The organism is Rhizobium sp. WW22 (assembly GCF_047041135.1).
GTDB lineage: Bacteria > Pseudomonadota > Alphaproteobacteria > Rhizobiales > Rhizobiaceae > Rhizobium.
Genome location: NZ_CP178199.1, coordinates 972266 through 997177, shown reverse-complemented (window position 1 = coordinate 997177; position 24912 = coordinate 972266). Strand labels below are relative to the sequence as shown.

15 protein-coding genes and 1 pseudogene are annotated in these 24912 nt (G+C 59.7%); 9 read left to right on the top strand and 7 right to left on the bottom strand.

The window, feature by feature from the left end; translation table 11 throughout:
- Positions 1 to 41: 41 nt before the first annotated feature.
- Complete coding sequence (locus ACK83U_RS23540; RefSeq protein ID WP_112610580.1) at positions 42 to 1592, bottom strand: FGGY-family carbohydrate kinase; 1551 nt, start codon at positions 1590 to 1592, stop codon at positions 42 to 44.
- An 864-nt stretch (positions 1593 to 2456) separates the two neighbouring features.
- On the opposite strand from ACK83U_RS23540, the gene ACK83U_RS23535 reads away from it, so the two are divergent.
- The 8 genes from ACK83U_RS23535 (at position 2457) to ACK83U_RS23500 (ending at position 12623) form a co-directional block, all read left to right on the top strand.
- On the top strand, positions 2457 to 3113 hold the full coding sequence (locus ACK83U_RS23535) for a DUF2291 domain-containing protein (RefSeq protein ID WP_112610578.1): 657 nt from the start codon (positions 2457 to 2459) through the stop codon (positions 3111 to 3113).
- A complete protein-coding gene (locus ACK83U_RS23530) occupies positions 3110 to 4654 on the top strand; it encodes a sugar ABC transporter ATP-binding protein (protein ID WP_112610576.1) in 1545 nt (514 codons plus the stop codon). The genes ACK83U_RS23535 and ACK83U_RS23530 overlap by 4 nt, the downstream gene beginning before the upstream one ends.
- A 22-nt stretch (positions 4655 to 4676) precedes the next feature.
- The gene (locus ACK83U_RS23525) at positions 4677 to 5729 is read left to right on the top strand and encodes an ABC transporter permease (RefSeq protein ID WP_069615620.1); all 1053 of its coding nucleotides are present in this window, start codon (positions 4677 to 4679) and stop codon (positions 5727 to 5729) included.
- Between the two features lie 100 nt (positions 5730 to 5829).
- The gene (locus ACK83U_RS23520; RefSeq protein WP_015343135.1) at positions 5830 to 6777 is read left to right on the top strand and encodes a D-ribose ABC transporter substrate-binding protein; all 948 of its coding nucleotides are present in this window, start codon (positions 5830 to 5832) and stop codon (positions 6775 to 6777) included.
- Between the two features lie 176 nt (positions 6778 to 6953).
- Positions 6954 to 7790: a DeoR/GlpR family DNA-binding transcription regulator gene (locus ACK83U_RS23515; protein ID WP_112610574.1), complete on the top strand. Its 837-nt coding sequence runs from the start codon at positions 6954 to 6956 to the stop codon at positions 7788 to 7790.
- A 58-nt stretch (positions 7791 to 7848) separates the two neighbouring features.
- Complete coding sequence (locus ACK83U_RS23510) at positions 7849 to 9378, top strand: FGGY-family carbohydrate kinase (protein ID WP_112610572.1); 1530 nt, start codon at positions 7849 to 7851, stop codon at positions 9376 to 9378.
- Between the two features lie 60 nt (positions 9379 to 9438).
- A complete protein-coding gene (locus ACK83U_RS23505; protein WP_112610570.1) occupies positions 9439 to 11181 on the top strand; it encodes a glycerol-3-phosphate dehydrogenase/oxidase in 1743 nt (580 codons plus the stop codon).
- A gap of 323 nt (positions 11182 to 11504) precedes the next feature.
- Positions 11505 to 12623, top strand: a complete 1119-nt coding sequence (locus tag ACK83U_RS23500) for a mannitol dehydrogenase family protein (protein ID WP_112610568.1) — start codon at positions 11505 to 11507, stop codon at positions 12621 to 12623.
- 331 nt (positions 12624 to 12954) lie between these two features.
- Here ACK83U_RS23500 and ACK83U_RS23495 read toward each other — a convergent pair whose 3' ends face one another.
- The 6 genes and pseudogenes from ACK83U_RS23495 to ACK83U_RS23470 all read right to left on the bottom strand — a co-directional run bounded on the left by ACK83U_RS23495 (position 12955) and on the right by ACK83U_RS23470 (position 20595).
- Positions 12955 to 13953 (bottom strand): lysophospholipid acyltransferase family protein, encoded by a 999-nt coding sequence (locus ACK83U_RS23495; RefSeq protein ID WP_412475019.1) that lies wholly within the window; start codon positions 13951 to 13953, stop codon positions 12955 to 12957.
- Positions 13950 to 15250: pseudogene (locus ACK83U_RS23490) on the bottom strand (cytochrome P450). Before ACK83U_RS23490 ends, ACK83U_RS23495 begins: the two are co-directional and overlap by 4 nt.
- Positions 15251 to 15525: 275 nt before the next feature.
- Entirely contained in the window at positions 15526 to 16770 is a 1245-nt protein-coding gene (gene lysA / locus ACK83U_RS23485; protein WP_112610564.1) for a diaminopimelate decarboxylase, read from the bottom strand.
- Positions 16771 to 16877: 107 nt separating this feature from the next.
- A complete protein-coding gene (locus tag ACK83U_RS23480; protein WP_112610562.1) occupies positions 16878 to 18059 on the bottom strand; it encodes a PLP-dependent transferase in 1182 nt (393 codons plus the stop codon).
- Positions 18056 to 19444, bottom strand: coding sequence for an MATE family efflux transporter (locus ACK83U_RS23475; protein WP_112610560.1), 1389 nt, complete (start codon positions 19442 to 19444; stop codon positions 18056 to 18058). The genes ACK83U_RS23480 and ACK83U_RS23475 overlap by 4 nt, the downstream gene beginning before the upstream one ends.
- Positions 19444 to 20595, bottom strand: coding sequence for a GNAT family N-acetyltransferase (locus ACK83U_RS23470; protein ID WP_112610558.1), 1152 nt, complete (start codon positions 20593 to 20595; stop codon positions 19444 to 19446). The genes ACK83U_RS23475 and ACK83U_RS23470 overlap by 1 nt, the downstream gene beginning before the upstream one ends.
- Before the next feature lie 326 nt (positions 20596 to 20921).
- On the opposite strand from ACK83U_RS23470, the gene ACK83U_RS23465 reads away from it, so the two are divergent.
- A complete protein-coding gene (locus ACK83U_RS23465; protein ID WP_412475018.1) occupies positions 20922 to 24899 on the top strand; it encodes an amino acid adenylation domain-containing protein in 3978 nt (1325 codons plus the stop codon).
- Positions 24900 to 24912 lie beyond the last annotated feature (13 nt).

Sequence of the window (24912 nt, the reverse complement as noted above, 5' to 3'; positions counted from 1 at the left end):
TCAATCTTTTAAGCCGCGCTCGCTCGCCGGCCTGATAACGGCTAGTGCTGGGCCAGTTTGTCCCAAGCCGGCGCAATCGCCTGGCGCACGTCCTTGTAGGCGTCGAACAAGCGGTCATAGCGCTCGACGTTTTCCTGATCCGGCGCTTCGGCTTCGCCGAGCAGCGGCGTCACCCAGTCAGCAATGCAGCTGTCCATGTCGCGATAGGCGCCGATCGCGACGGCGGCCATCATCGCGACGCCTGCGGCCCCCGCCTCCTCGCGATCGGAAATCCGCACCGGTGCCTTGACGGCGGCCGACAGCGAACCCCGCAGTGCGCGCGACCGGGCAGCTCCTCCCGTGATGCGCAGCTCCGAAGGCATGTCGCCCATGGCGGCATAGCAATCGCGCGTTGCCATGCCGAGCCCTTCGACGACAGCCCTCAGAATGTCGGCAAATCCATGCCGCGTCGAAAGCCCGGTAAAGCCGGCACGCGCATGGGCATTGACGAAGGGACCGCGCTCGCCGGCCTCGGAAATATAGGGATGATAGATAAGATTTGTCGGCCGCGCTTCGGCAAACCAGGCGTCGATGCGCGGAATGAGGTCGGAATAGGAAATCTCGCTCCCGCTTGCGGACATCAGATCTGCCGCGATCTTTAGAATCCAGTCGATATTGATGGTCGCACCCATGTTGGTCTGGACCTGCGTGACGATGCCAGGGATCGGCAGGGCGATCACATAGCCGGTCCCTTCGTCATTGAGCTGGACATCCGGCACGGCCTTTGCGCGCATATGCACGCCCGTCGATCCGATCGTTGAGCAGGCCGCGTTCTGGCCGCCGGTGCGAACTCCGGCGCCAAGTGCGGTCATCACCATGTCGACATAGCCGAGACATACCGGCGTTCCGGCCAGCAGACCGGCTGCCTTTGCCGCCGTTTCCGTCAAGGGATGGCTGATCTCCGTTCCATCGACGATCTCGGGAAGAAGCGAGCGCCGGCGGGCAAGGCCGAGCGCATCGATGACAACAGCATCATACTGACGATTGCGGAAATTACCGAAGGTGAAGCTCGCCTCGGATGGATCGGTCGCGCGAACGCCTGTCAGATTGAGATAGAGCCAGTCCTTGCAATGCAGCGCCGTCTCGGCCCGATCGAGAAGCTCAGGCATGAAGCGATCCATATGGGCGAGCTGCGCGCCCTGCTGGCAGGTATTGAGACCGGTTCCGGTCGCCTCGAAACGGGCGCGATTACCTTCCAGGGCGCCCAACCGTGTGACCGTCGATGCGGCTCGGGCATCAAGCCAAATCCAGGCATCATCGACGGGCGCATTGCCAGGACCAACAAGCCAAGTGCCGTCGCCCTGCCCCGTAACCGCGATCGCAGCCGTCCGGCTGGCAAGATTTTCCACCTTCTCTCCAAGCCCGCGCAACGCGCTGACACAGTCCGCCCAGGTCTGGCCGAGCGACTGCGTGACCGATCCGTCTTCACCCGTCCGGTAGCGATTTCGCGCCGAAGCGGAAGCGATCTGCTTTCCGGTTAGGTCGAAGGCAACTGCCTTCAAAACAGAGGTCCCCGCATCGATCCCGATGATGATCCCGTTACCCTTAGGCATTGGACGCCGACCCCACCGTCCCGCGTCTTGCAACACGAGCGCAAGCAAACATCACAAACATTTTCATTCCTCCCCTTACGACCAAGGGCATAAGCTATGCTCGTCCGCATTCGTCGTCGCTATATTTGCCACTCCACAGACAGAATGACGAATGAAGCACCACTTAACAGACAATGGATCCACGATTCATCCGAATGCCGCCCTCATAACACAAAGATATCGCGGCCGCAGTAATAATTTTCTGGTGTTGTAATTTTTTTCATATAAAATAGATGGAAATAAACGTCACGTCACCGCAAGCAGGAGCGGCGACTGCAATCGAAGAAAATTGACGTAACGGACGGAGCTCCTCAGAAGGGGTTGGTAAGACGTTGCAAAATATGTGTGCAGCGCTTCCATATTCACGAATTATTTTAATTACTTAAGCAGTTTACCTGCAGTTAAGGCGGCTAAAGCGTCACCGATCGCAGGACGTCCGTACAGCACCAATAGAGCCGCAAGCTTAAGCGCGAAAAAACAGGAAACACTGAAACTCATAGAGGCCCACCGAATACAAAGCGCACTAAATCACGGTTGACAGCCTTAAAGATTTATAACATATGAAGCGCAGTTATTAACATACTTATATCACAAATATCGCATAGATGCGGAAAATGTGAAGAGGGCGATTGGAGGAGACAGTCGCCTGTATGCTGAGGAGGCTCCTGATGTTGAATTTCCCTTTCGGTGACGGCGTAGCCCGAAGCCAAGCGGAACGCGCCGCGCGCCAAATGCGCAGGCCCGACTGCCACTAAGCCGGATCGCGGCACTTTTCTCTCTTTCTCCATCAGGCAATCCGGCTGACATGCCCAAGGTCGTTTGAACATGAATACGCAAGCTCAATACGCAACTACCAAGCCGACCGGCTCCAAGGTGAAGATCGTCATCGGCATCGCCGCATTTGTGATCGTGATCGGCGCCATCACCGCCGATACCAAGGTGGTCAAAATTGGCTCCGAACACGACGTGCGCCAACAGGGTTTCCAACCGGATACCTATGGCACTGCCGAATTCCCGAAAGTGCAGACCGATGTCGAAAAGCGCGCCGTCGATGCGGTGACGCTCGCCAGTGCGGTTCTCGCCGACAAGAAGGCGGCCGGCGAGAAATATGGCGTCGCGACTACAACCGGTCCCGTTCTTCCCGTCTCCTTGACGGGCACCTTTGGCGAGCGCAAGGCCAACCTCAACGAATTCAAGGTGGACGGCATGCCCGACGGCATCACCGTTCGCATCCAGACGGGTCCTGCCATCAACGGCACCGATCTTCGCGATGCGACTGGCAAGATTGAATTCGGGCAATTCACCAACCAGATCGAATATCAGGACGCGGGCTCCGCCATCAACAATGAGATGAAGAAGGCGACCCTTGGCAGCCTGGATCCTGAAAAGCTGACCGGCAAGACGGCAACGGTCGTCGGGGTCTTCAAGCTCATCAATCCGAAGAACTGGCTCGTCACCCCGGTAAAGGTCGACGTGAAATGAGCCAGGTCCAGTACAATGGCACCACCACGGGTGAAGTCGTTCTCGCCGCCCGCAACGTTGCCAAATCCTATGGCAGCGTCCATGCGTTGAAGGGTGTCAATTTCGATATTCGCCGCGGCGAAGTCACCACCCTCTTCGGTGAAAACGGCGCCGGCAAATCCACCCTGATGAAGATCCTCTCCGGCGTCATCCAGCCGACATCGGGCGAGATCATCCTCGATGGCGCGCCCATTTCCTTCGCCTCCTCCACGCATGCGCGCGCCTGCGGCATTTCCATCATCCACCAGGAATTGAGCCTGGCGCCGAACCTCAGCGTCCGTGACAACATCTTCATGGGTCGTGAGATCATGAAGGGAGGCGTGGTCGATTTCGCCGAGGAAGAACGCCAGACCCGGGCGCTGATGGAGGAGCTCGAAGAAAATATCGATCCGATGACACCGGTCGAGGATCTGCGTCTCGGCCAGCAGCAGATCGTCGAGATCGCGCGCGCTCTATCGGTCAATTCCCGCATCCTGATCATGGACGAGCCGACTTCGGCGCTCAGCGCCAGTGAGGTCGAAGTTCTCTTCAAGGTCATTCGCGACCTGACGAACCGCGGGGTGTCGATCGTCTATATCTCGCACCACCTGGAAGAGGCGCTGCAGATCACCCATCACGCCGTCGTTCTGCGCGATGGCAACATGACCGCCTATGCCGAGCGCAAGGACATCGATCTCGAATGGATCGTGCGCAACATGGTCGGCGACAATTTCGACCTCGGCAGCCCGCCGACCGGCCACAGAATGGGCGACGTGGCGCTGACGATAGACAATCTCACGGTTCCAGGCCCTTCGGGCGCCGCCTATAACGCTGTCGATCGCCTATCGCTTAAAGTCCGCGCCGGCGAAATCGTCTGCATCTATGGTCTGATGGGCGCCGGCCGTACCGAACTGCTCGAATGCGTGGCAGGACGGCTGCGCTCGAGTGGGGGCCGCGTCCTCCTCGGCAACACGGATGTCGGTGGTCTCAGCATCGCCGGACGCATCGCGCAAGGGCTTGTACTGGTACCGGAAGATCGCCAGCGCGATGGTCTCGTTCAAACGATGACGGTCGGCTCGAACCTGTCGCTTGCCAGCATCGGCGCCTTCACCAAGGGTCTTTTCACCTCGGGCGGCCGCGAGCGGACGCTGGTCAGCGACTCAATCCGCAAGGTTCATATCAAGACCGACGGCGGCGATGCGGCGATCGGCTCGCTATCGGGCGGCAACCAGCAGAAAGTCGTCATCGGCAAGATGTTGGCGACGGCACCTCGCGTGATCCTGCTCGACGAGCCGAGCCGCGGCATCGACATCGGCGCGAAGGCTGAGGTCTTCAAGCTGCTGGCCGAGCGCGCCAAGGAGGGGCTGGCGGTGATCTATTCGACATCGGAAGTCGCCGAGTGCCTGAGCATCGCCCATCGCATCATCGTCATGCACCGCGGCAGGATTTCTGCCGAATTCGGTCCTGACGTCACCAAAGAAAAGATCATGGCCGCCTCCGGCGAAGCAGTGGTCGCGCACTAGCCGCATTCATGGAGCACTGATTATGTCAGTCACGAACATCACAGATAAAAAGCCAGTTTCCAACGGACAGCGGCGGAATTTCAGTCTCGTGCGGCTGATCCTGGAAGGACGCGCCTTCTTTGCGCTGATCGTCATCATCGCGGTCTTCTCCTTCCTGTCGCCCTATTACTTCTCGCTCAGCAATTTCCTGACCATGGCCTCGCATGTGGCGATCTTCGGCATCCTTGCTATCGGCATGCTGCTGGTCATCCTCAATGGCGGCATCGATCTTTCCGTCGGCTCGACACTCGGCCTTGCCGGCTGTATCGCCGGCTTCCTGATGCAGGGCGTCACGCTTTCGAGCTTCGGCGTCATCCTCTATCCGCCGGTCTGGGCCGTCGTGGTGCTGACCTGCATTCTCGGTGGCATCGTCGGTGCGGTGAACGGCGTGCTTATCGCCTATCTGCGCGTCCCGGCTTTCGTCGCTTCGCTGGGCGTCCTCTATGTCGCGCGCGGTATCGCGTTGCTGATGACGAACGGGCTTACCTACAACAATCTCGGCGGCCGCCCCGAACTCGGCAATACCGGCTTCAACTGGCTGGGCTTCAATCGCCTCGCCGGCGTTCCGATCGGCGTCATCGTCCTTGCTGTGCTTGCGATCATTTGCGGTATCGTTCTCAGCCGCACCGCCTTTGGCCGCTGGCTTTATGCCTCAGGCGGCAACGAGCGCGCTGCCGATCTTTCCGGCGTTCCGGTCAAGCAGGTCAAGATCGCTGTCTATGTCCTGTCGGGCATTTGTGCCGCCATTGCCGGCCTCGTCCTGTCCTCGCAGCTGACCTCGGCCGGCCCGAACGCTGGCACCAGCTACGAGCTGACCGCAATTGCCGCCGTCGTCATTGGCGGCGCCGCATTGACCGGCGGCCGCGGCACGGTGCGCGGCACCATGCTTGGCGCATTCGTCATCGGCTTTCTGGCGGATGGCCTCGTCATCATCGGCGTCTCGGCCTACTGGCAGACGGTCTTTACCGGCGCAGTCATCGTGCTCGCCGTGCTCATGAACAGCATCCAGTACGGTCGCAGGACCAAGTCCGGCTGACGTTGCACCGAAACTTGTCACTGGTCGGTGAAAACACCGGCCGGAGAAAGGACCGCCGGTTCGCCGGCATCACCAGAGCTCATCAAAGGGAGAGAGACTAATGTTCAAAAAAGGCTTGCGCATCGTCATGGCAGCAGTTGCTGTGGCACCGCTTCTGACCGGGGCCGCCTGGGCCGCCGGCCAGATCACCGTCATCGTCAACGATCCGTCCAACCCCTATTGGCTGACGGAAGGCAATATCGCCAAGGCAACCGCTGAAAAGCTCGGCTACACGGCAACAGTCGGCGCACACAAGGGCGATACCAACACCGAAAGCAACCTGATCGATACGGCCATTACCAACAAGTCGGTCGCAATCATCCTCGATCCGGCCAATGCTGACGGCTCGGTCGGTGCAGTCAAGAAGGCTGTTGCGGCCGGTATCCCGGTCTTCCTCGTCAATGCCGAAATCAACCAGGAAGGCCTTGCGAAGGCTCAGCTCGTCTCCAACAACGCTCAGGGTGCGGCGATCGGCGCTCAGCAGTGGGTCGAAGCCGTTGGCGACAAGGGCAATTATGCCGAACTCTTCGGCTCGCCCTCCGACAACAATGCCGCCACCCGCTCAAACGGCTATGAAACCGTTCTGACGCAATATCCCGACTTGAAGAAGGTTGCCAAGGAAGTTGCCAACTGGGACCGCACCCAGGGCCACAACAAGATGCAGTCCATGCTGCAGGCGCACCCCGACATCACCGGCGTGATTTCCGGCAATGACGAAATGGCGCTTGGTGCAATTGCTGCATTGAAAGAAGCCGGCAAGCTCGCCAACGTCAAAGTCGGCGGCTTCGACGGTTCGCCGGACGCTGTCGCCGCCATCAAGGCCGGTGAGCTTCAGTACACCGTCCTGCAGCCGGTCGCTATCTTCTCCGAAGAAGCCGTCAAGCAGGCCGACAGCTTCATCAAGACCGGCAAGACCGGTGCCAAGAGCGAAAAGCAGCTTTTCGATTGCATCCTGATCACCAAGGACAATGTCGACAAGTACACGGCACCCTTCGTTCTCGCCCAGTAATGACATTGGGGACGCCGCACACCGGCGTCCCCATCCCTTGGCCGCGACGAGCGGCATCCTGGCTGAACATCAGACAGAACTTGCAGAAATCCTGATAGCGAATTGTTCTTTCATATTTTTTCACGATATTCGCTGCAGTAAGCTGATCTTCGCAAGGCTCAGCGTCAGAGGCCAAAGTGACAGACAAGACAAGCCCCGTAGCATTCCTGCAGGACGAGCTGCCAAGCGACAGCCGCCATTCCCGTCAGATCGCCAGGCGCCAGATGATAGCCGAGGCCGTGATGGCGGAGGGTTCCATGCGCATCGAGGATCTGACCGAGCGTTTCGGCATCAGCCTGATGACGGCGCATCGCGATGTCGACGAACTGGTCAGCCGCGGCTTGTTCCGCAAGACACGTGGCATCGTATCGGCCGCTGCCACCAGCCTGATCGAATCGAGCGACGTCTATCGCGCCAACCGGCAGGCTGCCGAAAAGAAGACGATCGCCGCAGCTGCCATGCAATTCATCGAACCTGGCCAGGCAATCTTCCTCGACGATTCCACCACCGTCCTGCAGATGGCCTCGCAGCTGCCGGCCAAGGTTCCGCTGACGGCGATCACCAATTCGCTGACGCTGATGAATGCGCTGAAGGATATGCATGACGTGACGCTTCTGGCGCTCGGCGGGCAGTACTATAATTGGTGCAACGCCTTCATGGGGCGGATGACGATCAACGAGATCAACCGCTTGCGGGCCGATGCCGCCTTTATCTCGATGTCGGCCATCATCGACGACGTGGTTTTCCATCAGTCGCCCGAGATCGTCGATATCAAGCGCGCCATGTTCGAAAGCGCCGCCAAGCGCGTCCTGCTGATGGATCACACGAAGTTCGAACGCCGGGCTCTGCATAGTTTTGCGCATTTGAGCGAATTCGATGTCGTCATCGTCGACGGCAAGACGCCTGCCGACCATCTGGAGCGCATGCGCAGCAAGAATATCAATGTCGTCGTCGCCGGCGGCGACTGGAAATGATCCGGAGACTGAAGCCGTCAGGGCTTACCCTCTTCGTTTGCGATCAGGAGCAATGAGAATGCCGAGTCTGCTCGGAATTGACAGCGGCTTGACTGTCACCAAGGCCGTCATCTTCGACATCGACGGAACGCCGCTTGCCGTTGCCCGCCGTCGCGTGACGCAGTTCATGCCGAAGGCCCGCCATGTCGAGCGCGACATGAACGAACTCTGGAGCCAGACGGCCGACGCCATTGCCGAGGCAATCAAGCTCAGCAACCGCCCGACAAGCGACATCCAGGCGATTGCCGCAACCGCTCACGGTGATGGCATCTATCTGCTCGACAAGGCAAAGAAGCCGCTCGGACGCGCCATTCTCTCGCTCGACAGCCGCGCCGGCTCGATCGTCGAACAATGGCTGAAGAGCCCTATTGCCGATGAATCCTTGAAGCTGACCGGGCAATTGCCGCATGTTTCCGCGCCATCGGCCTTGCTTGCCTGGATCAAAGCCAACGAAGCGGAGCGCTTTGCTGAGATCGGCCATGTCCTGAGTTGCAAGGACTGGCTGCGCTTCTGCCTGACCGGCGTTGTCGGCACTGACCGCACCGAGGCGAGTACGTCCTTCACCAATGTCACGACGCAGGATTATGCGCCGGATGCACTGAGGCTTTTTGGTGTCGATGAAATCACCGACGCCTTACCGCCTGCCTCGCGATCGGATGAGATCGTCGGATATGTGACCGAGGCCGTCGCAAAGCGCACCGGCCTTGCTGAAGGCACGCCCGTCGTTGCCGGCCTGCATGACGTCACCGCATCGGCCCTCGGCGCCGGCGGCTATGCCCCCGGCGTCGTTGCCGTCATCGCCGGTACCTATTCGATCAACGAGACGCTGTCATCGAAACCGAGCGTTGATCGCCGCTGGTTCTGCCGCAACGCCATTGCGCCTGGCCAATGGAATAACATGTCGATCTCGCCGGCATCGTCAGCCAATTACGAATGGTTCCTGGATAAGCTCTGCGCCAGCGACATCGTCGGCGCCGAAACTGCCGGCACGTCCATTCATACCATGCTCGGTCCCGAGATCGAGGCAGCGTTCAATCGACCGTCGAGCACGCTGTTCCATCCCTATCTGTTCGGTTCGCCCTATGGTGCCGAGGCCACTGCCAGCTTCTTCGGGCTTGGCGGCTGGCATGATCGCGGCGACATGCTGCGCGCGGTTCTGGAAGGCATCGCCTTCAACCACAAGATTCACGTCGATGCCCTAAGTGCCGGTTTTTCCTTCGATCAGGCAAGGTTGGCAGGCGGTGTCTCGCGCAATCCGATTGTCGTGCAGATGTTTGCAGACGTACTCGCCATGCCCGTTACCGTAACGGAAACCGATGAAGCCGCTGCCTGGGGGGCCGCCCTTTGCGCCGGTGCCGGCATTGGCGTCTATTCAAGCCCGCAGAGCGACCCGCGCGATGTCGGCAAGATCGCCAGAACCTATCATCCGGATTCCGCCCGCAGCGCAGACTACCGTATCCGCTATCAGCTCTTTCGCGACATTGCCGAAGCAATGACGCCGCTCTGGCCGCGGATCGGCAATCTCGCAACCCAGCACTCCCAAGGCTAGACCGCCACTTGCGTCGCGAAGACTGGGTCTATCGCGACAATACACCAGGATGATGAGGTTATGACCGATATGGCCGCCGATCTGAAACAACGCTTCTCGCAACTTCAAGACGGAGATGTCGATGTCGTCATTCTCGGCGCCGGCGTTAATGGTGCCGGCCTCTTCCGCGATCTCTCGCTGCAGGGCGTCAATTGCCTGATCATCGATAAATCCGATTTCGGCTCGGGAACGAGTGCTGCGCCATCGCGGCTGATCCATGGCGGGCTCAAATATCTCGAAACCGGCGAGTTCCGGCTCGTCGCGCAGTCGGCGCTCGAGCGGAATCTGCTGCTCAAGAACGCGCCGCATTGCGTCGAAGCTCTACCGACCTTCGTGCCGATCTTCTCCTGGACACGCGGGATTTGGGCCGCCCTTCGCACGCTGACGGGCTCGACCACCGCCCCACGCAGCCGCGGCGCTTTGCTTATCAAGATCGGGCTCGCGCTTTACGATTTCTTCGGCTCGCGCAACCGTGTCATGCCGCGCCACCGGTTCCTTTTGAAGCGCCGGGCGCTGAAGGAAATGCCGCATGTGACGCCGGAGATCGTCGCCGGCGGCATCTATTACGATGCCAAGATCAGCCGGCCGGAACGGTTGGTCTATGAACTGGTCAAGGACGGGCTGGAGACGAACAAGGCTTCATTGGCGGCAAATTCGACCCGGCTGGTTTCGTCAGCCGACGGCCTGCTGACCTTCCAGCGCGCGGATGGCTATGCCTTTTCGGTCAAGCCGAAGCTCGTCATCAATGCCGCCGGCCCATGGATCGATCATGTCAACGCCGCTCTTGGAGCACCCGCCCATCTGATCGGCGGTACCAAGGGATCGCATATCCTGCTCGATCATCCGGAACTGGTGCGCAGCCTGAATGGCCATATGATCTATTTCGAAGCCGATGACGGCCGCATCTGCCTTGTCTATGGCTATCTCGGCCAGGCACTCGTCGGATCAACCGATATCCCTTGCGACGATCCGGACAATGTTCGCTGCGAAGAACCGGAGATCGACTATTTCCTCGACAGCGTCAGGTCGCTACTGCCGAGCCTGCGCTTCGACCGCGATCAGGTAACCTATAGCTATAGCGGCATTCGGCCTCTGCCCGCCTCGGATGCCTCCTCGCCCGGCCTGATCAGCCGCGATCACTCCGCACCCGCCTTTGAACCCCAGGCCGGACGGCCGTTCCCGATCATCTCGCTCGTTGGCGGCAAGTGGACCACGTTCCGCGGCTTTGCCGAGGAAGTCTCCGATACCGTGCTCGCACGCCTCCAACGCAGACGCAGAACATCGACCGAGCGCCTTGCGATCGGCGGCGGACGGGATTTCCCGATCACCTCCAATGAGCGGGCGAATTGGATTAGATCCGTTGCCGCAAAGACTGGTGTCGAGGCAGATAGAGTGGATGAACTGCTTGGCCGATACGGCACGACCGCCGCGGAAATTCTTGCCCACCGTTGCGACTATAGTGACAGTCGACGCATAAGCGGCGCCCCACGTCATAGCGCGCTGGAGATTGACTGGATCGCACGCCAGGAGATGGTCGTGCATCTCTCCGACATCGTCTTCCGCCGCACGACCATGGCGATCGAAGGCCTGCTGACGATCCAAGGCCTGCGCGAAATCGGCGCCATCGCCGCAGCGGCCCTGCAATGGGACGCCCAGCGGCTTAACCAAGAAATCGATGACGTCGTCATGGCGCTGTCGAAATTCCACGGCCAGACGCTGACCGAAGAAAACATGCGTCGGGCGGCAGGTCCTGCGGCGCGCTGATCAACCTCGGCCCTAAGAAAATAACGGATCAGGCAAACCGGCCTTGTGGCGCGCGAGTTCTATAGCTGAATGCGTGAAACACAGCCCGCCACGCGAACCGCCCGAGCATTCTTTCAGAGCTCCGAGTGCAGCCACACTGGCCTCGATCAGGCCGCTACAGCAAATCCGCTGAGGGAAATGCTCTGTTATTGCCATAGAAAACATTTGACGGCCGGCGGCTTCAATGTTTTCTATAGATAAAAAACAATCACTGATAAATACGTGGATCTCCACATCCCCACACATGGTCTACCAACAGCATTCATATATATGAGGATATCGGCTTGAGCTCACGGATCATCCAATTTGGCACCAGCCGGTTCCTGCAGGCGCACGCGGCGTTGTTTGTGCACGAAGCACAGCAATCCGGCCAGGATGTCGGTCCGATCGCCGTCGTTCAGGTCTCAGGCGCCAGCAGCCGCAGCGGACGTGTCGCCGCCTTCGGCAATCCGCAGGGCTATCCGGTCATCATCCGCGGCATGTCGGATGGCCAGCCACTCAATCGCACCATTCAGGTCACCAGCGTCGATCGCGGCCTTTCCGCAACGGAGCATTGGAGGGAGCTGTCTAAACTCTTTGTCGAGGAGGCCGAATTCGTCGTCTCCAACACCGGCGACACCGGTTACCAGACCTGGCCGGAGGATGATCGTTTCGGTTCAGATGGCGATGTTCCTCGATCTTTCCCCGCAAAACTTGCCGCCCTCCTCGTCCAACGCTGGCAGGCCTCCGCCCGCCCCCTGATCATCCTTCCCTGCGAACTGATAACGGGCAATGGCCATGTTCTGAAGCAGGCGGTCGTCGATTGTGCCAGGCTCAACAATGTGGCGGCTGGTTTTTATGACTGGCTCGACGGCCACGTCGCCTTCGCCGAAACCTTGGTCGATCGTATTGTTTCCGAGCCGATTGAACCGATCGGCGCTGTTGCCGAACCTTATGCCCTATGGGCGATCAAGCGCGCGCCCGGCGTGCGAGCGCCATGCCAACATCCAAGCATCGTATTGACGGACGATCTCGAACCCTATGAACGCCTGAAACTGCATATCCTCAATCTCGGCCACACGTTTCTTGCCGAAATCTGGCAGCGCGAAGGCCGGCCGGCGGATGAAACCGTGCGTGCCATCCTGGCCGACAAAGATATACGGACCAGGCTAGACACCCTCTATGAAAGCGAAGTGCTGCCCGGCTTTGCCGCAAACGGTATGGGCGACGAGGCAAAAGCCTATGTCGCAACGACACTCGATCGCTTCCTCAATCCCTTCCTCGATCACCGAATCGCGGACATCAGCCAGCATCACCCCGAAAAGGTCGCCCGCCGCATCCGCGCCTTTCTGGATTGGGCGGACAAGGCGCGCAGCACCTCGGACATGGCCACGCTGCAACAGATTGCGGCGCGCTATATTTGAACCGAATGTGAGGCCTGCCGCCTTGCTGGCCGAATAGGGGGCGTTCAGTTCATAGCGATTGAGCTCATTGAACGGCGCATCATCCCTCGACAACGTGCTGTAGATTGCCATCACGCCTGGTAAAAACCGGAGGTGGCGGCTAAAAGATCTTAGCTCAAGGGCGATTTGAGCCCTGAGAAATCGCATCCATGCCTGGCCTTATAGCTGATAGGCTTCTATCTCCTAAAATCAAATCACGCAACCTGAGGTCACAGATAATGCGTAAGATTCGCAAGGTGACGAAAGAGGTGCGATATCCAAATTACGAAATACTCAAATTCAATCTCGATTGTCACTGCAGTCGATTATCGACAAAATACCATTGCTCCGGATGCAAGCGCACTACCGGTTCTATCACGACATTCAATTGCGCGACGTCCTGAACAAGGTGTTCCTCAACGCCGAATTTTTCGGGCAGCATGAAAGGCTTCAAGGCCGTCAGCGCAAATCGCGCCCCCTCTTCCCGAACAATATAAATCGGATAGATCAGCGCATTTGTCTTCCTCGCCATTCGCGCAATGAGCGCATAATTGCCCTCAAGGTGCACAGGCCTGCCCAGGAATGGCGCTCGGATACGTCCGTTAAATCCCTCATCACAGAACATCAGCAGATTGCCGCCGTTTTCCAGGATTCTCAGAGCCGGGCGGACGAAGCTTCGGCCAGGTTTCAAGATTCCAAGCCCAGCTCCCTTGCGCAGCCGGTTGACGATATAATGGCGTGAGCGGCGTTTGGGCGGGTCGTAATTCATAGTAACGTCCAGCCCCATGTCGAGAAGACAATGCCAGAGCACTTCCCAGTTGCTGATATGCGGCGCAATGAAGATCACCGGGCCCTGGCTGCAACGCTCAACCAACCCTTCGGTACCAATCATGCGGACGTGCCGCCGTGCCAGTCTCGGCGCGACAGAATATTCCGCCATCTGCCGCCCTTGAGAATCGGCATAGGCATCGAGAAGCCGCTGGAGCTCGATATCCGTAAGTTCGGGCCTTATCGTCTTGAGATTGGCTGCCGCTCGCGCGTAAGCCGCTTTATGAAAGCGGGGAGCAAGCAGACGCCCAAGCCAGCCGCCGAGATCCGAGCAGACGCTGGCCGGCAAGAGCATGAAGGAAAAATAGAAGAAGAGATCGACGGCATTGTCGATGTTCTCGAAGATCCAGTAGCGCAGAAATGCCTTGCGACGGTTACCGCCAGCTGCGAAATCGGCCAAGGGCGGGGCCTTGGCAGGCTCATAGGTCCACGCCTTGCGCTTTGACGCGACAACTCTTTCGTCGCCCTCGTCCCCAGCCGTCATCCCTGACGCCGATGCAATGTCACGGGCATGCCCTCGCGCGGACGCAGCGTCAGACGGCATTGTGGCTGAACCTTGTGTCCATCCCTGATCCGGACACGAAAACGCTGGGCCAGGATCGCCAGGCAAAGGATCGCCTCGGTAAGGCCGAATTGCAGACCGGGGCATACGCGCGGGCCGGCGGCGAAGGGAATATAGCTGTAGGGCGTCGGCCGTGTCTCGCCGAGGAAGCGCTCGGGGTGAAAGCGATGCGGCTCGGGAAAGAGCGAATCCGTGCGATGCAAGATCCAGGGCACGATCAGCACCAATGCGGCCTTGCGTACCTTCACGTCGCCGATCTGGTCGGCCTCAGCCGCCTGGCGTGCCAGGATCGGCACGGGAGGATAGAGGCGCAGCGTCTCTTCGATGACCGCACGGCACCAGTCTAGCTTCGCAACATCATCGATCGAGGGAACCCATCGCCGCAGACGGCGTCGATTTCCGCATGAACTGCCTCTTCCACCCAGGGCGCGCCTGCGAGCAGATACCAAGCCCAGGTCAGCGTTGCCGCGGTCGTTTCGTGGCCGGCCATGAAGATGGTGGCAGCCTCGTTGCGAAGCGCCACCACATCGAGTTTCAGCTCGGGGTTGCGCTGCTGACGACGGATCAGCAGTTCGACCATGGAACTGTTATCACCCTTGCCGCCCAGATGATCTTCGATCACCTGATCGATAATCCGGTGAATGCGCCTCACCGACCGGCTCAAGCTTGGCGTCTTGATGATGGGCAAACCTTCATCGAAGCCGAGAAAATAGCCGAAATTGACGGAATCGACCAGCGACTGGTAGCTCGCAAACCCTTCGGTCACCGCATTGGCGCTTTCTTCGCCGAGGTCATTGCCGAAGACACTGCGGGAAATGATCTCCGCCGTCAGTCCAGCCATCTCGAACAGGGCGTTGACTTCCGCCCCTTCACCGAGGCTCTGCCAGCGGTCGGCAAGCTCGCTTGCCGTGCTCTGCATGATCGCGCCGAAGGCCGGCACGCGGTTTTTATGCACGATATCGGAGACCAGCGGCCGGCGCTGTTTCCAGGTTTCCTTATCGGATATGAATAAACCATCGCCCAAAAGATATTCCAGCGCGCGACGCATCTGCGGTGTCTTGCGCTCGAAATTCTCATGGCGTTTGGCCACCACATAGCGGATGGCTTCAGGCGAATTGACAATGATGAGCTGGCGGCCCAGAAGCTTGAACTCCGCCACATGCTCTCGATAATCGGCGCGGCGCCAGATCGACAGGAAATCGCTGCGCGCCTGCAGCATCAGCTTCAACGGCTGGCCGGGCTTCCCGCTATAATAAGCTGCGTGAGCCGGCTCGAAATATCGCGAGGATTGGTCGGCGTGTTCGACGATTTCGGTTTTCTGATCAAGCCAGGCCAGCATAGCGGTGCAGAACTTTCACGCCTTGCGGCCAGAGATGATAAGAGAGCAGTCGGACACGACACACGGACGTGGCCACTATATTCATTTCGCAACCGCGGAAAAGCCCCTGCTTGGCCGAAGTTAGGGCCTGTCTTTCGCCTGGAAATCGGCGGCGCTTAAATGCCTTCCAGCATAAGCAATTCATCCAGCGTTTGCCGCCTGCGGATCAATCGAGGCGTCTCGCCGTCGATCAGCACTTCTGGCGCATAGAGACGGCTATTGTAGTTCGATGACATCGTCGCGCCGTAAGCGCCGGCACCATGAAACACGAGATAGTCGCCGACATGGGCTTCGGGCAGATCGCGGGTTTCCACCGTGCCGTTGTCGGTCTGCGTGAAGACATCGCCCGATTCGCAGAGCGGACCTGCGACAACGGTGGGGAAGATCGTTCCGGCAGCACTGCGAGGCGCCGTGCCCGGAATGACCGTGATGTGATGGTAGCTGCCATACATCGCCGGCCGGGCGAGATCGCTGAAGCCGGCATCGACAAGCACGAAGCGGTTGCGGCCCATCATCTTGACCGCCCTCACTTCTGCCAGCAATACGCCGGCATCCGCTGTCAGGAAGCGGCCCGGCTCGATCTCGAGCCGGATCGGATGGCCGACATGCGTCTCGATCTCGCGCCGGGCCTTGTCCCAGAGCGAAAAGTAATGGGAAGGATCGATCTCCTCCTCACCTTCCCTGTACGGCACAGACAGGCCGCCGCCGGCGGAGATGGCCTCGATATCGACATCCAGCGTGCGGCAGAATCCGATCATTGCACCGCAGACACGCTGCAGATGTCCATAATCGACACCGGAGCCGATATGCATGTGCAACCCGACGAGCTTCAGCGAATATTGCCGCGTCAGCGCCACCGCCTCCTGCAATTGCTCGAACCAGATGCCGTGCTTGCTGGTTTCGCCGCCGGTGTTGGTCTTCTTGCTATGGCCGTGCCCGAAGCCGGGATTGATGCGCAGCCAAACCCTATGGCCCGGTGAGCGCTCACCCAGTTGATGCAGCATGTCGATGGAGCCGATATTTACCTCGATCTTGTCGGCAATGACGCGTTCCAGCGTCGGCCGATCGAAGACGTCGGCGGTGAAGACGACCTCCGCTTCTCCCGACGCATTGCCGGCGGAAAAACTCGCCCGCATCGCCCGCTCGATCTCGCCGAGCGAGACAGCATCGACCCGCACGCCCGCTTTGCGCATTTCTTTCAGAATATGAATGTTCGAACAGGCCTTCTGCGCATAGCGGATAACGTCGAAGGCGGAGAGTTGGGCGATGCGGCGGCGGATCGCGGCAGCATCATAGATCCAGAGCGGCGCTCCATATTCGGCGGCAAGCGCGCTCAGCGTTTCGTTGGAATGGAGGGTCATTTTGTCTCGATCGGGTCGGGGCGGGAATGGATCAACAATGAATAATAATATGGGCGGAGCGACCGTGTCACTCCACCCCTTTCTGAATACAAGAGTGCTGCAGCTGGCTAGCGCCTCGCGGCGACAAGGGCCTGCTCGAGATCGGCAATGATCTCCTTGGCCGAGTGCAGTCCGACGTTCAGGCGGATCGTTCGGTCGCTGACACCGAAGCGCGCGAAGACATTTGTCTCCGGCGAAATGCTGAGAGCTGCCTTTGCCGGCACCACGAGGCTTTCCGGTCCACCCCAGCTGACGCCAATACGAATGAGGCGCACCGCATCGACGAAATCGGCCACATCGATGCGGTCCGAAACCTCGAAGGAAAACAGCCCACCGAAGCCGCTGAAAGTACGTTTTCCCGGATGATCGCCGAGTGCCGGATGCATGACATTGGTCACGTCCGCATGGGCATCGAGCCAGGACGCCACTTCGAGCCCGGCTTCATGATGATGCCGCACGCGGAATGGCAGTGTCTCGAGATTACGCAGTACGAGCCATGCCTCGAATGGCGCCAGCTTCGCTCCGGTGTATGGGTAGATTTCGCTGTTGATCCGGTCGATATGCGCCTTCGAGCCAGTGACCAGACCTGCCACCGTGTCGCTCTGTCCGCCGAGATATTTCGAGGCGGCGTGGATGACGATATCGATACCGACGGAGAGAGGCCTCTGAAAGAGCGGTGTTGCCCAGGAATTGTCGACCATTGTCACGACGCCGTGGCGGCGAGCGGCCTCGGCGATCGCAGTCAGATCCTGCAATTCGAAGACCATCGAGGTCGGGTTTTCGAGATAGGCGAGCTTGGCACCCGGAAGTGCAGCAAGCATAGCCCCCGTATCGGTGCCATCGATATAGTCGACGACGACGCCGAAGCGCTTCAGGACTTTTTCGAAGAAGCGGAAGGCATCGCTATAGACGTGCCGCACGGTGACGATACGGTCGCCGGGTCCGACGAAGGCGAGAACCGCAGCAGCAATCGCGCCCATGCCGCTCGAAAAGGCGCGTGCCTCTTCCGCGCCTTCCATCTCGGCGATCTTGCGCTCCAGAAGCCGCACGGTCGGATTGTCGCCGCGCGAATAGATCGGCTTCTTCGAACGGCCGGCGAAGACGTCCTCCAGCTCCTTGTAGCTATCGAACAGGAAGAGGGATGTCTGATAGATCGGCGGCACGGCTGCATCGAACGGATCGTCGCGCGGCGTCATCAGCGTATCGGGAATGGCGTGGCGGTAGGCATCGAATCTCGGCGTCTCGTTCATGGCGTTCCTCTTGGGTCAGGAGTGAAGTGTCGATTGGCCGACAAACGGCCCGGTGCGCCGGTCGGCAGAATGGCGAGCCATTCCCGCCACCCGACAAAGCCGCCGAGGATGGCAGCAAGAATGGCAGCGACAACGGCAGCAGCAGAGATCCCGGCAAAGCCCATCCAAAGCGGTAGCACGAGCAGAAGCGGGATCAGCAAATAGCCCTGCGGCGCAAGCCCGACGACGGCGGACAGACCCGCCCTGCCCCGCGATTGCAGCATGACGAGCAGCACGGATTGAAAAGCCGCAAGCGGAAAGATCGGAAAGAGGGACCGCAGCCAGGCGACTGCCTCATCCACGACGTCCTGGCTATCCGTGAACAGGCGTGCGATCGGCTCGGCAGCCAAGAACAGCAAGATGGAATAGAGTAATGCGACCGGTATCGTCACAGCCAGCATGAACCGGATGACGGCTTTGAGCCGCTCAGCATCGCCCGCGCCAAAGGCGTGACTGACGACACTCTGGGCACCGAGGCAAAAGCCGAACAGCGGAAGCTGTCCCAGAGTCATCAGCCGGATCGCAATCGCCGTTGCCGCGACACCTTTATCGCCGCCATGGACAGCGGCCTCCCGTATCAGGACCAGAAAGCCGAGGCCCGTGACGATGCTTGTTGCGGCAGCGGGAAGGCCGATCCGCGCGATCGGCCAAAGCAGTTGCCAGCAAATCGCCCCGCCGGTCACGCTCACCGTTCCCCATCGGCGCAGGAAGTAGACGGCATAGCATGCAAGGGCCGCAATGGATGAAACAATGGTCGCCAGTGCCGCGCCGGACGCGCCGAGCTTGAAGACAAAGATGAAGACGGGGTCGAGAACCGCGTTCAAGGCGAAGCTCGCGATCAGCACGATCATCGAGAAGCGTGAATTGCCCTCGGCGATCGCTATGAAATCGCAGATAGCCTGCAAAAGCCCGAGTGTCATACCGAAAGCAAGCAGCCGCCCATAATCGAGCCCAGGAGCGAGGAGATTGTCGCTGGCGCCGAGTGCGCCGACAAAATCCGGCAGGCCGAGATAGATCAGGATCGACAAGAAAATACCGAGCGGGATCGTCGCCGCGAGCGCTGTCGTGGCGACCGACGCCGCGGCTTTGAGATCCCCTTCGCCAAGGTGGCGCGCAAGCAGCGTCGCAAGCCCGATACCCAGCCCCTGACCGGCGGCCGCGACGAGCAGAAACAGCGGCATGACCAGACTGATGCCTGCCAGCACGTCCGGGCCGAGCGCTCCAAGGAAGATCGCGTTGATCGCATGATGGCCGGCACTGGCGGCAAGTCCTGCCACGGCCGGAAGCGCGACAGCCAGAACGAGCCGCTTGACGCGCGGATCGTTCATATCGACGGCTGTCGTCATCAGGCGCTCCGCGCCAGCGAGCCAAGGACAGGCTGCCCATCCTCTGTGGACAAGCCGGTGAGATCCGGCAACAGCAGCCGATCCATGAAGAAGCGCTCACGCAGGAGCATGACCAGCAGCGCCTTCTTGTGCGGGAACTGAATATGCTTGACCTTGGCGAAGCCGGAACGGTCGAGATTGCGGATCTGCTGGGTGTGATGATGGATCGGCTCACCGACGATACGTCGCGTGCGCGGATCGGCCAGGAACATGTAGTGCATAAGCGACGGCAGCCAGGCGCTGACGAAGGCTTTCCCGCGGAAATCATCCTCGCCGATCGCCACATGCCAACCTCGGTCATAGCCGTCGGCCTCGTAATGCGGTCCGATCCTGTCTTCCTTCGCCCAATAGAGTTCGAAGTAACCGAAGGGCACGCCGCCAAAGGTGCCGATCAGCGGCAATGTGCGCGGATCGGCAAGGCGGCCTGCGATGAAATCGCGGTGATAGGAAAGATCGCCGCTATCTTCCCATATGGCGGCAACCCTCGGATCGTTCATCCAGCGATGGAAATGGGGAAGATCGGCCTCGATATCGGCGACATGGAAGCCAAGCTGGGTATTCAGCCAGGGAATGAAGCGGCTGTAGACACGGCCGGCGGGCTTCGGCGGCCGCTGCGGGTGAACGGCGCCATTCGTCAGTGTCGACACTTCCGGATAGCTGCTTGGCACGCTTCCAAGCCAGGATCTTGGCTGCTGGAAGAAGGATTCCGGGCGCACGATCAGGCGATTGCCGCGCTGCTCGATGGCACCCGCTTCCATCAGGCGCCTTATGAGGTCGCCATCTGCGAGCTCGATCTGGAAGCAGTCCAGCTGTGGATTGCATGCCAGAACGGCTTCCGACACGGCGTTGACGATATCCTCGCCAGAAAGCGGAGGGACCGCGGTGGAAATTGTATCGAAGACCACGAGATTGGTGGCCGGCCCCGATAGATGGCCTGAGGCCACCTTCACTCCGTGATGCTCGACGCGAAAACTCCCCGGTGCATGCCCTGCCGATATGATGAGCGGTTGGCCGCAGGCAAGCGCGCTGCTCTCAAAGCCCGACGCCGGCAGGCGCAGATCAAAGGATTTCTCCGCCGTCCTATCGCTCCTGATCGCCAGCGAAGCATCCATCTTTCATCTCCATATCTTCAGAACCACGCCGGTTGATATCTGCAGGCTAAACACAGCGCTAATTCTGCGGTGACGAACGACGTCAGCAAAAATTCAAAATATTTTCCAAAAAATATTTTTCGAAAATCATCTGAATTTTCCAAAACCTCATTCGTTATGGAGCTACGTCGACGTAATTTTCGGAACCTCCGATTTTATCGGCGCCATAAGACATAGATATCGATCGATTTAACTTAATATCTTTCACAGATATTGAGATGTATACATTATTGTATTTCGATCTATTTGATATGTATTTCAATACAATTAAGGAGAGCGGCGAAGAAATGACTGTCCACGATCGCAACGCCAATGCAGCAAACGATACGGATTATCTCGCCAAATGCTCCCTATCGCCGACACAGTCACGTATCTGGCTCCTGTCTGAGACTGGTAACGAAGTCGTCTACGGGCGACAAATACTCGCGATCGTCTTCCCCCCGATCTCTTCTGACCTTGCGCGCGAGGGCCTATCAAAACTTTCTCGGCAACATCCCCTCATCACCTCGGAATTCGAGGCGAGGGCGGGCGGCGCCGTCCAGCAGATCCTGGGGAACGACCGCTTCGTCGAGATCATCGAGACGAAGTTGACTGCAAGCGAAAACCTGGAAAACGCGCTGACTACGGCTGCCGCGGCGGAACAGGCCCGCCAGATCGACCTTACCGATGGCAATCCGGCCCGCTTCATCCTCCTGACGCAAGAAGCGCGGGCGGTGGGCGTCCTATTCTCCCTCCACGCCATCCTTGCCGACGCTGCGGCGCTCGATCTGCTTGCGGCGGATTTCCTTCATAACATCGACGGTCATGACCCGGCGGATATCGCAGAGACCGTACTGCCCGACGCCGCTTCGTGGATGATTGCCAATGGCGCACCGCGCCATGCGGCGCCGGAACTGGTCGACTTCTGGTTCCAGCGGCTGACGGCTCAGGAGAACATTGCGTCACTCCCGCCGCAAACATCGGCGGGAAAAAACATGGTCGACGAGGTCTGGTTCGAGCATATGCTTGAAGTGCCGGTACAATCGTCCGCCGACACCTCCGGCGACATGCTTGCCGCCGTCGGGATCGCCCTGCGACGCCATACCGGATACGGCACTCAAAGGATCGGCCTGGTCACGCGTCCGGAAAGGCACAAAGTCGCCGCCCGCTGCGAGGACGTGTTGATCCTGACGCCGGAACTCGATGGCACCATGATGCTCAAAGACGTCCGCAATGCGTTCGTCAAGGAAATCGACATGGCTATCAGGCAATCCCTGCCCTTCGAGGCCCTTGCCGATGCGTTGATAAGACGGGACGAATCCTTCGACACCACCGGCCTCGTCAAGACGCTCCTCGATGTGCGTCCACCCCTGCGTCTCCTGCAAGCAACCTCGAACGAAGTCGCGCTGCGCAGCCCCATCGAACCGCCGGCACGTCGCGATACCGATCTGGTCGTTACCGTTTCCCGGGCATCCGTCGGCAAATTGCGTATCGGCATCGGCTTCGACCCGCAGAAGCATGATCGAAAACAAATCATACGCTTCGCCGACGATCTTACCTTGGCACTTGCGCAGTTACAGGCCAGCCCCGGCCTTCAGGTCAAACATATTCCCTTCGTGTCACCGGAAGAGCTGGACAGGCTTTCGGCACCGTATCCGGACGCACCGGAGCCGGACGACGGCACGCCGATCCACGAGGTCATCTCCGCACAGGCGAAACGGCGACCGAATGCGTTTGCCGTCGCACAGGGTGAGAAATCCGTGACACATGGCGAACTCGAAGCTGCCGCCAACCGGCTGGCTCATCGGTTGAACGCGATGGGGATCGGCCCGGAAAAGCGCGTTGCCATCGCCCTTGAAAAATCGATCGACGCGATCATCGCCATTCTTGCCGTGCTGAAGGCCGGCGGCGCATTCACGCCGGTAGAGCCGGATCACCCTGAGGCCCGCAATCGTCACATCCTGACCGCCCCGGGCCTCTCGCTCGTCATCTCCCGCGCAAAGCACATCGCCAACCTGCCGAGCAATATCGCGACACCCTATCTCAATCTCGATGCCATCGACCTGTCCGCCGAGAGCGTCGGCGCGCCGGCAACGACCATTGCCCCGCAGCACCTTGCCTATGTGATCTACACGTCAGGCTCGACAGGCGTCCCGAAGGGAGTGGCGGTCGAGCACGGACCACTCGCGCACCATTGCAAGGCTACTTTGCGTATCTATGAGATGAGCGAGGAATCCTGCGAATATCCTGTGCTTCCCTTCACCTCGGACGGCGGCCATGAGCGCTGGATGGTGCCGCTGATGGCAGGCGGCGGCGTGGTGCTGACGCAGGACAAGCTGGCCACACCGGAAGATGCCTTCGCGGCCATGAAGCGACACGGCGTCAACAATGCCAGCCTGCCCACCAGCTATGTCCGGGGGCTGGCCGAATATGCCGGGGAGAACAGCGAAATTCCGCGGCTGCGGCTCTATTCCTTCGGCGGCGAGGCACTGTCGCAGGCGGTGTTCGACATGATTACCGAGAACCTGAAGGCGCAGCTGCTGATCAACGGCTACGGCCCGACCGAAACGATCATGACGCCGATGATCTGGAAGATTTCGGCTGGCACCCGCTTCGAGGGAACGGTCGCGCCGATCGGGCGCGGCGTGGGCGATCGGCGCATCTATGTGCTTGATGCCGACCTTGCGCCGGTTCCGGTCGGCGTGATTGGCGAAATCTATATCGGCGGCAGCGGCCTGGCACGCGGCTATCTCGGCCAGCCGGAGCTGACGGCGGATCGTTTCATTCCGGATCCCTTCACACCTGGCGGACGACTGTACAAGTCCGGCGATCTCGGCCGGTGGCGCGAAGACGGCATCGTCGAATTCGCCGGTCGCGTCGATCACCAGATCAAATTACGCGGCTTCCGCATCGAGCCGGGCGAAATCGAAGCCGTGCTGCGCTCTGATCAGCGTGTCGCCGAGGCTGTCATCCTGCTGCACAATGACGGCGGCCGCAGTTCTCTGGTCGCCTATGTTGTGCCGCGCGAGGGCGAGAGCTTAAGCGTGACAGGACTGCGCCGGACCGCCATGACCGCCCTGCCCGATTACATGGTGCCGCAGACCATCATGCTGATCGACAAGTTGCCGATGGGGCCGAACAGCAAGCTTGATCGCACGGCCCTGCCCGCACCGCGCATCGAACGCGAAATGGCGTTACCTGCCAACGACAAGGAAAAAGCGATCCTGGATGTCTGGAAGGATATCCTCGACATCGGCGATATCGGTGTCACGGAGAATTTTTTCGATATTGGCGGACAGTCTCTAATGGCCGTGCGCATCGTCTCGCGCCTGAAGATGCGCCATCCCGAATGGCCGCTGACGATTGCCGATATGTTCAATCACCCTACCGTGCGCGATCTGGCACTAGCGGTCGACGGCAGCCGCGATGAAACTGGCGTCGACGTCGTCTACCTTCGCCGCAATGGTGATCGGCCGGTGCTCTATTGCTTCCCGGGCCTGCTCGTCAGCACGCGCGAATATATGCGGCTTGTCGACTATCTCGGCCCGGAACAGCCAGCAACCGGCTTCATCTGCTATTCGCTGACGGAAACCAAGACGCTGAGTACCCGCGTCGAAGACATTACCGCGCGTTACGCCGAAGCCGTGCGCAGACAAGCCAAGGGTCGGCCCTGCGCCTTCCTCGGCTGGTCGTGGGGCGGACTGCTCGCCTATGAGGCCGCCCGGCAGCTCGGCAACGACATCGATCTGCGTATGATCGGCATGGTCGATGTCTGCGATATGGACGAGGAGTTCACCGTCGGCATCATGCCGCGCTTCGAAGCAGGCGTCCGCGATCGCACCCATGCTGCCGTGCAGAGCTGGCTTGCGACCACACCGATGCGCGAGGACTGGAAGAGACTTTTCGCCGCCATGAACGAGGAGGTTTACGAACAGTTCCTCCACCATGTCGTCAAGCATAATGTCAAACTGCCGACGGATGGTCCCGATATCGGCTCGGAAGAGCATACGTTCTGGATCCTCATCGACAATGCGATGATCTTCCGCAACTACCGCCTGGAGCAATCTGATTTCCGCATCCATGCCTTCGCGGCCGAGGATTCTCTCACGCGTGCCCTCAACGTCATCGACTGGCGGCGCTATTCGGCGAATGCCACGGCATCGGAGATCGTCACCGGCACCAACCATCTGACGATCATCGGCAAGACGCCATTCCATCAGCGTTTCGCCCGGCGGCTCGACCATGCTTTTGCGCCGGCGCCGCTGTCCAAAGACGCCGTCAAGTAACCCCCTCTTCGAC

What these genes read in the sequence shown, in the direction of transcription:
- ACK83U_RS23540 (WP_112610580.1), bottom strand. Translation starts at nt 1,592, where the DNA reads ATGCCTAAGGGTAACGGGATCATCATCGGGATCGATGCGGGGACCTCT.
- ACK83U_RS23535 (WP_112610578.1), top strand. Translation starts at nt 2,457, where the DNA reads ATGAATACGCAAGCTCAATACGCAACTACCAAGCCGACCGGCTCCAAG.
- ACK83U_RS23530 (WP_112610576.1), top strand. Translation starts at nt 3,110, where the DNA reads ATGAGCCAGGTCCAGTACAATGGCACCACCACGGGTGAAGTCGTTCTC.
- ACK83U_RS23525 (WP_069615620.1), top strand. Translation starts at nt 4,677, where the DNA reads ATGTCAGTCACGAACATCACAGATAAAAAGCCAGTTTCCAACGGACAG.
- ACK83U_RS23520 (WP_015343135.1), top strand. Translation starts at nt 5,830, where the DNA reads ATGTTCAAAAAAGGCTTGCGCATCGTCATGGCAGCAGTTGCTGTGGCA.
- ACK83U_RS23510 (WP_112610572.1), top strand. Translation starts at nt 7,849, where the DNA reads ATGCCGAGTCTGCTCGGAATTGACAGCGGCTTGACTGTCACCAAGGCC.
- ACK83U_RS23505 (WP_112610570.1), top strand. Translation starts at nt 9,439, where the DNA reads ATGACCGATATGGCCGCCGATCTGAAACAACGCTTCTCGCAACTTCAA.
- ACK83U_RS23495 (WP_412475019.1), bottom strand. Translation starts at nt 13,953, where the DNA reads ATGACGGCTGGGGACGAGGGCGACGAAAGAGTTGTCGCGTCAAAGCGC.
- lysA (WP_112610564.1), bottom strand. Translation starts at nt 16,770, where the DNA reads ATGACCCTCCATTCCAACGAAACGCTGAGCGCGCTTGCCGCCGAATAT.
- ACK83U_RS23480 (WP_112610562.1), bottom strand. Translation starts at nt 18,059, where the DNA reads ATGAACGAGACGCCGAGATTCGATGCCTACCGCCACGCCATTCCCGAT.
- ACK83U_RS23475 (WP_112610560.1), bottom strand. Translation starts at nt 19,444, where the DNA reads ATGACGACAGCCGTCGATATGAACGATCCGCGCGTCAAGCGGCTCGTT.
- ACK83U_RS23470 (WP_112610558.1), bottom strand. Translation starts at nt 20,595, where the DNA reads ATGGATGCTTCGCTGGCGATCAGGAGCGATAGGACGGCGGAGAAATCC.
- ACK83U_RS23465 (WP_412475018.1), top strand. Translation starts at nt 20,922, where the DNA reads ATGACTGTCCACGATCGCAACGCCAATGCAGCAAACGATACGGATTAT.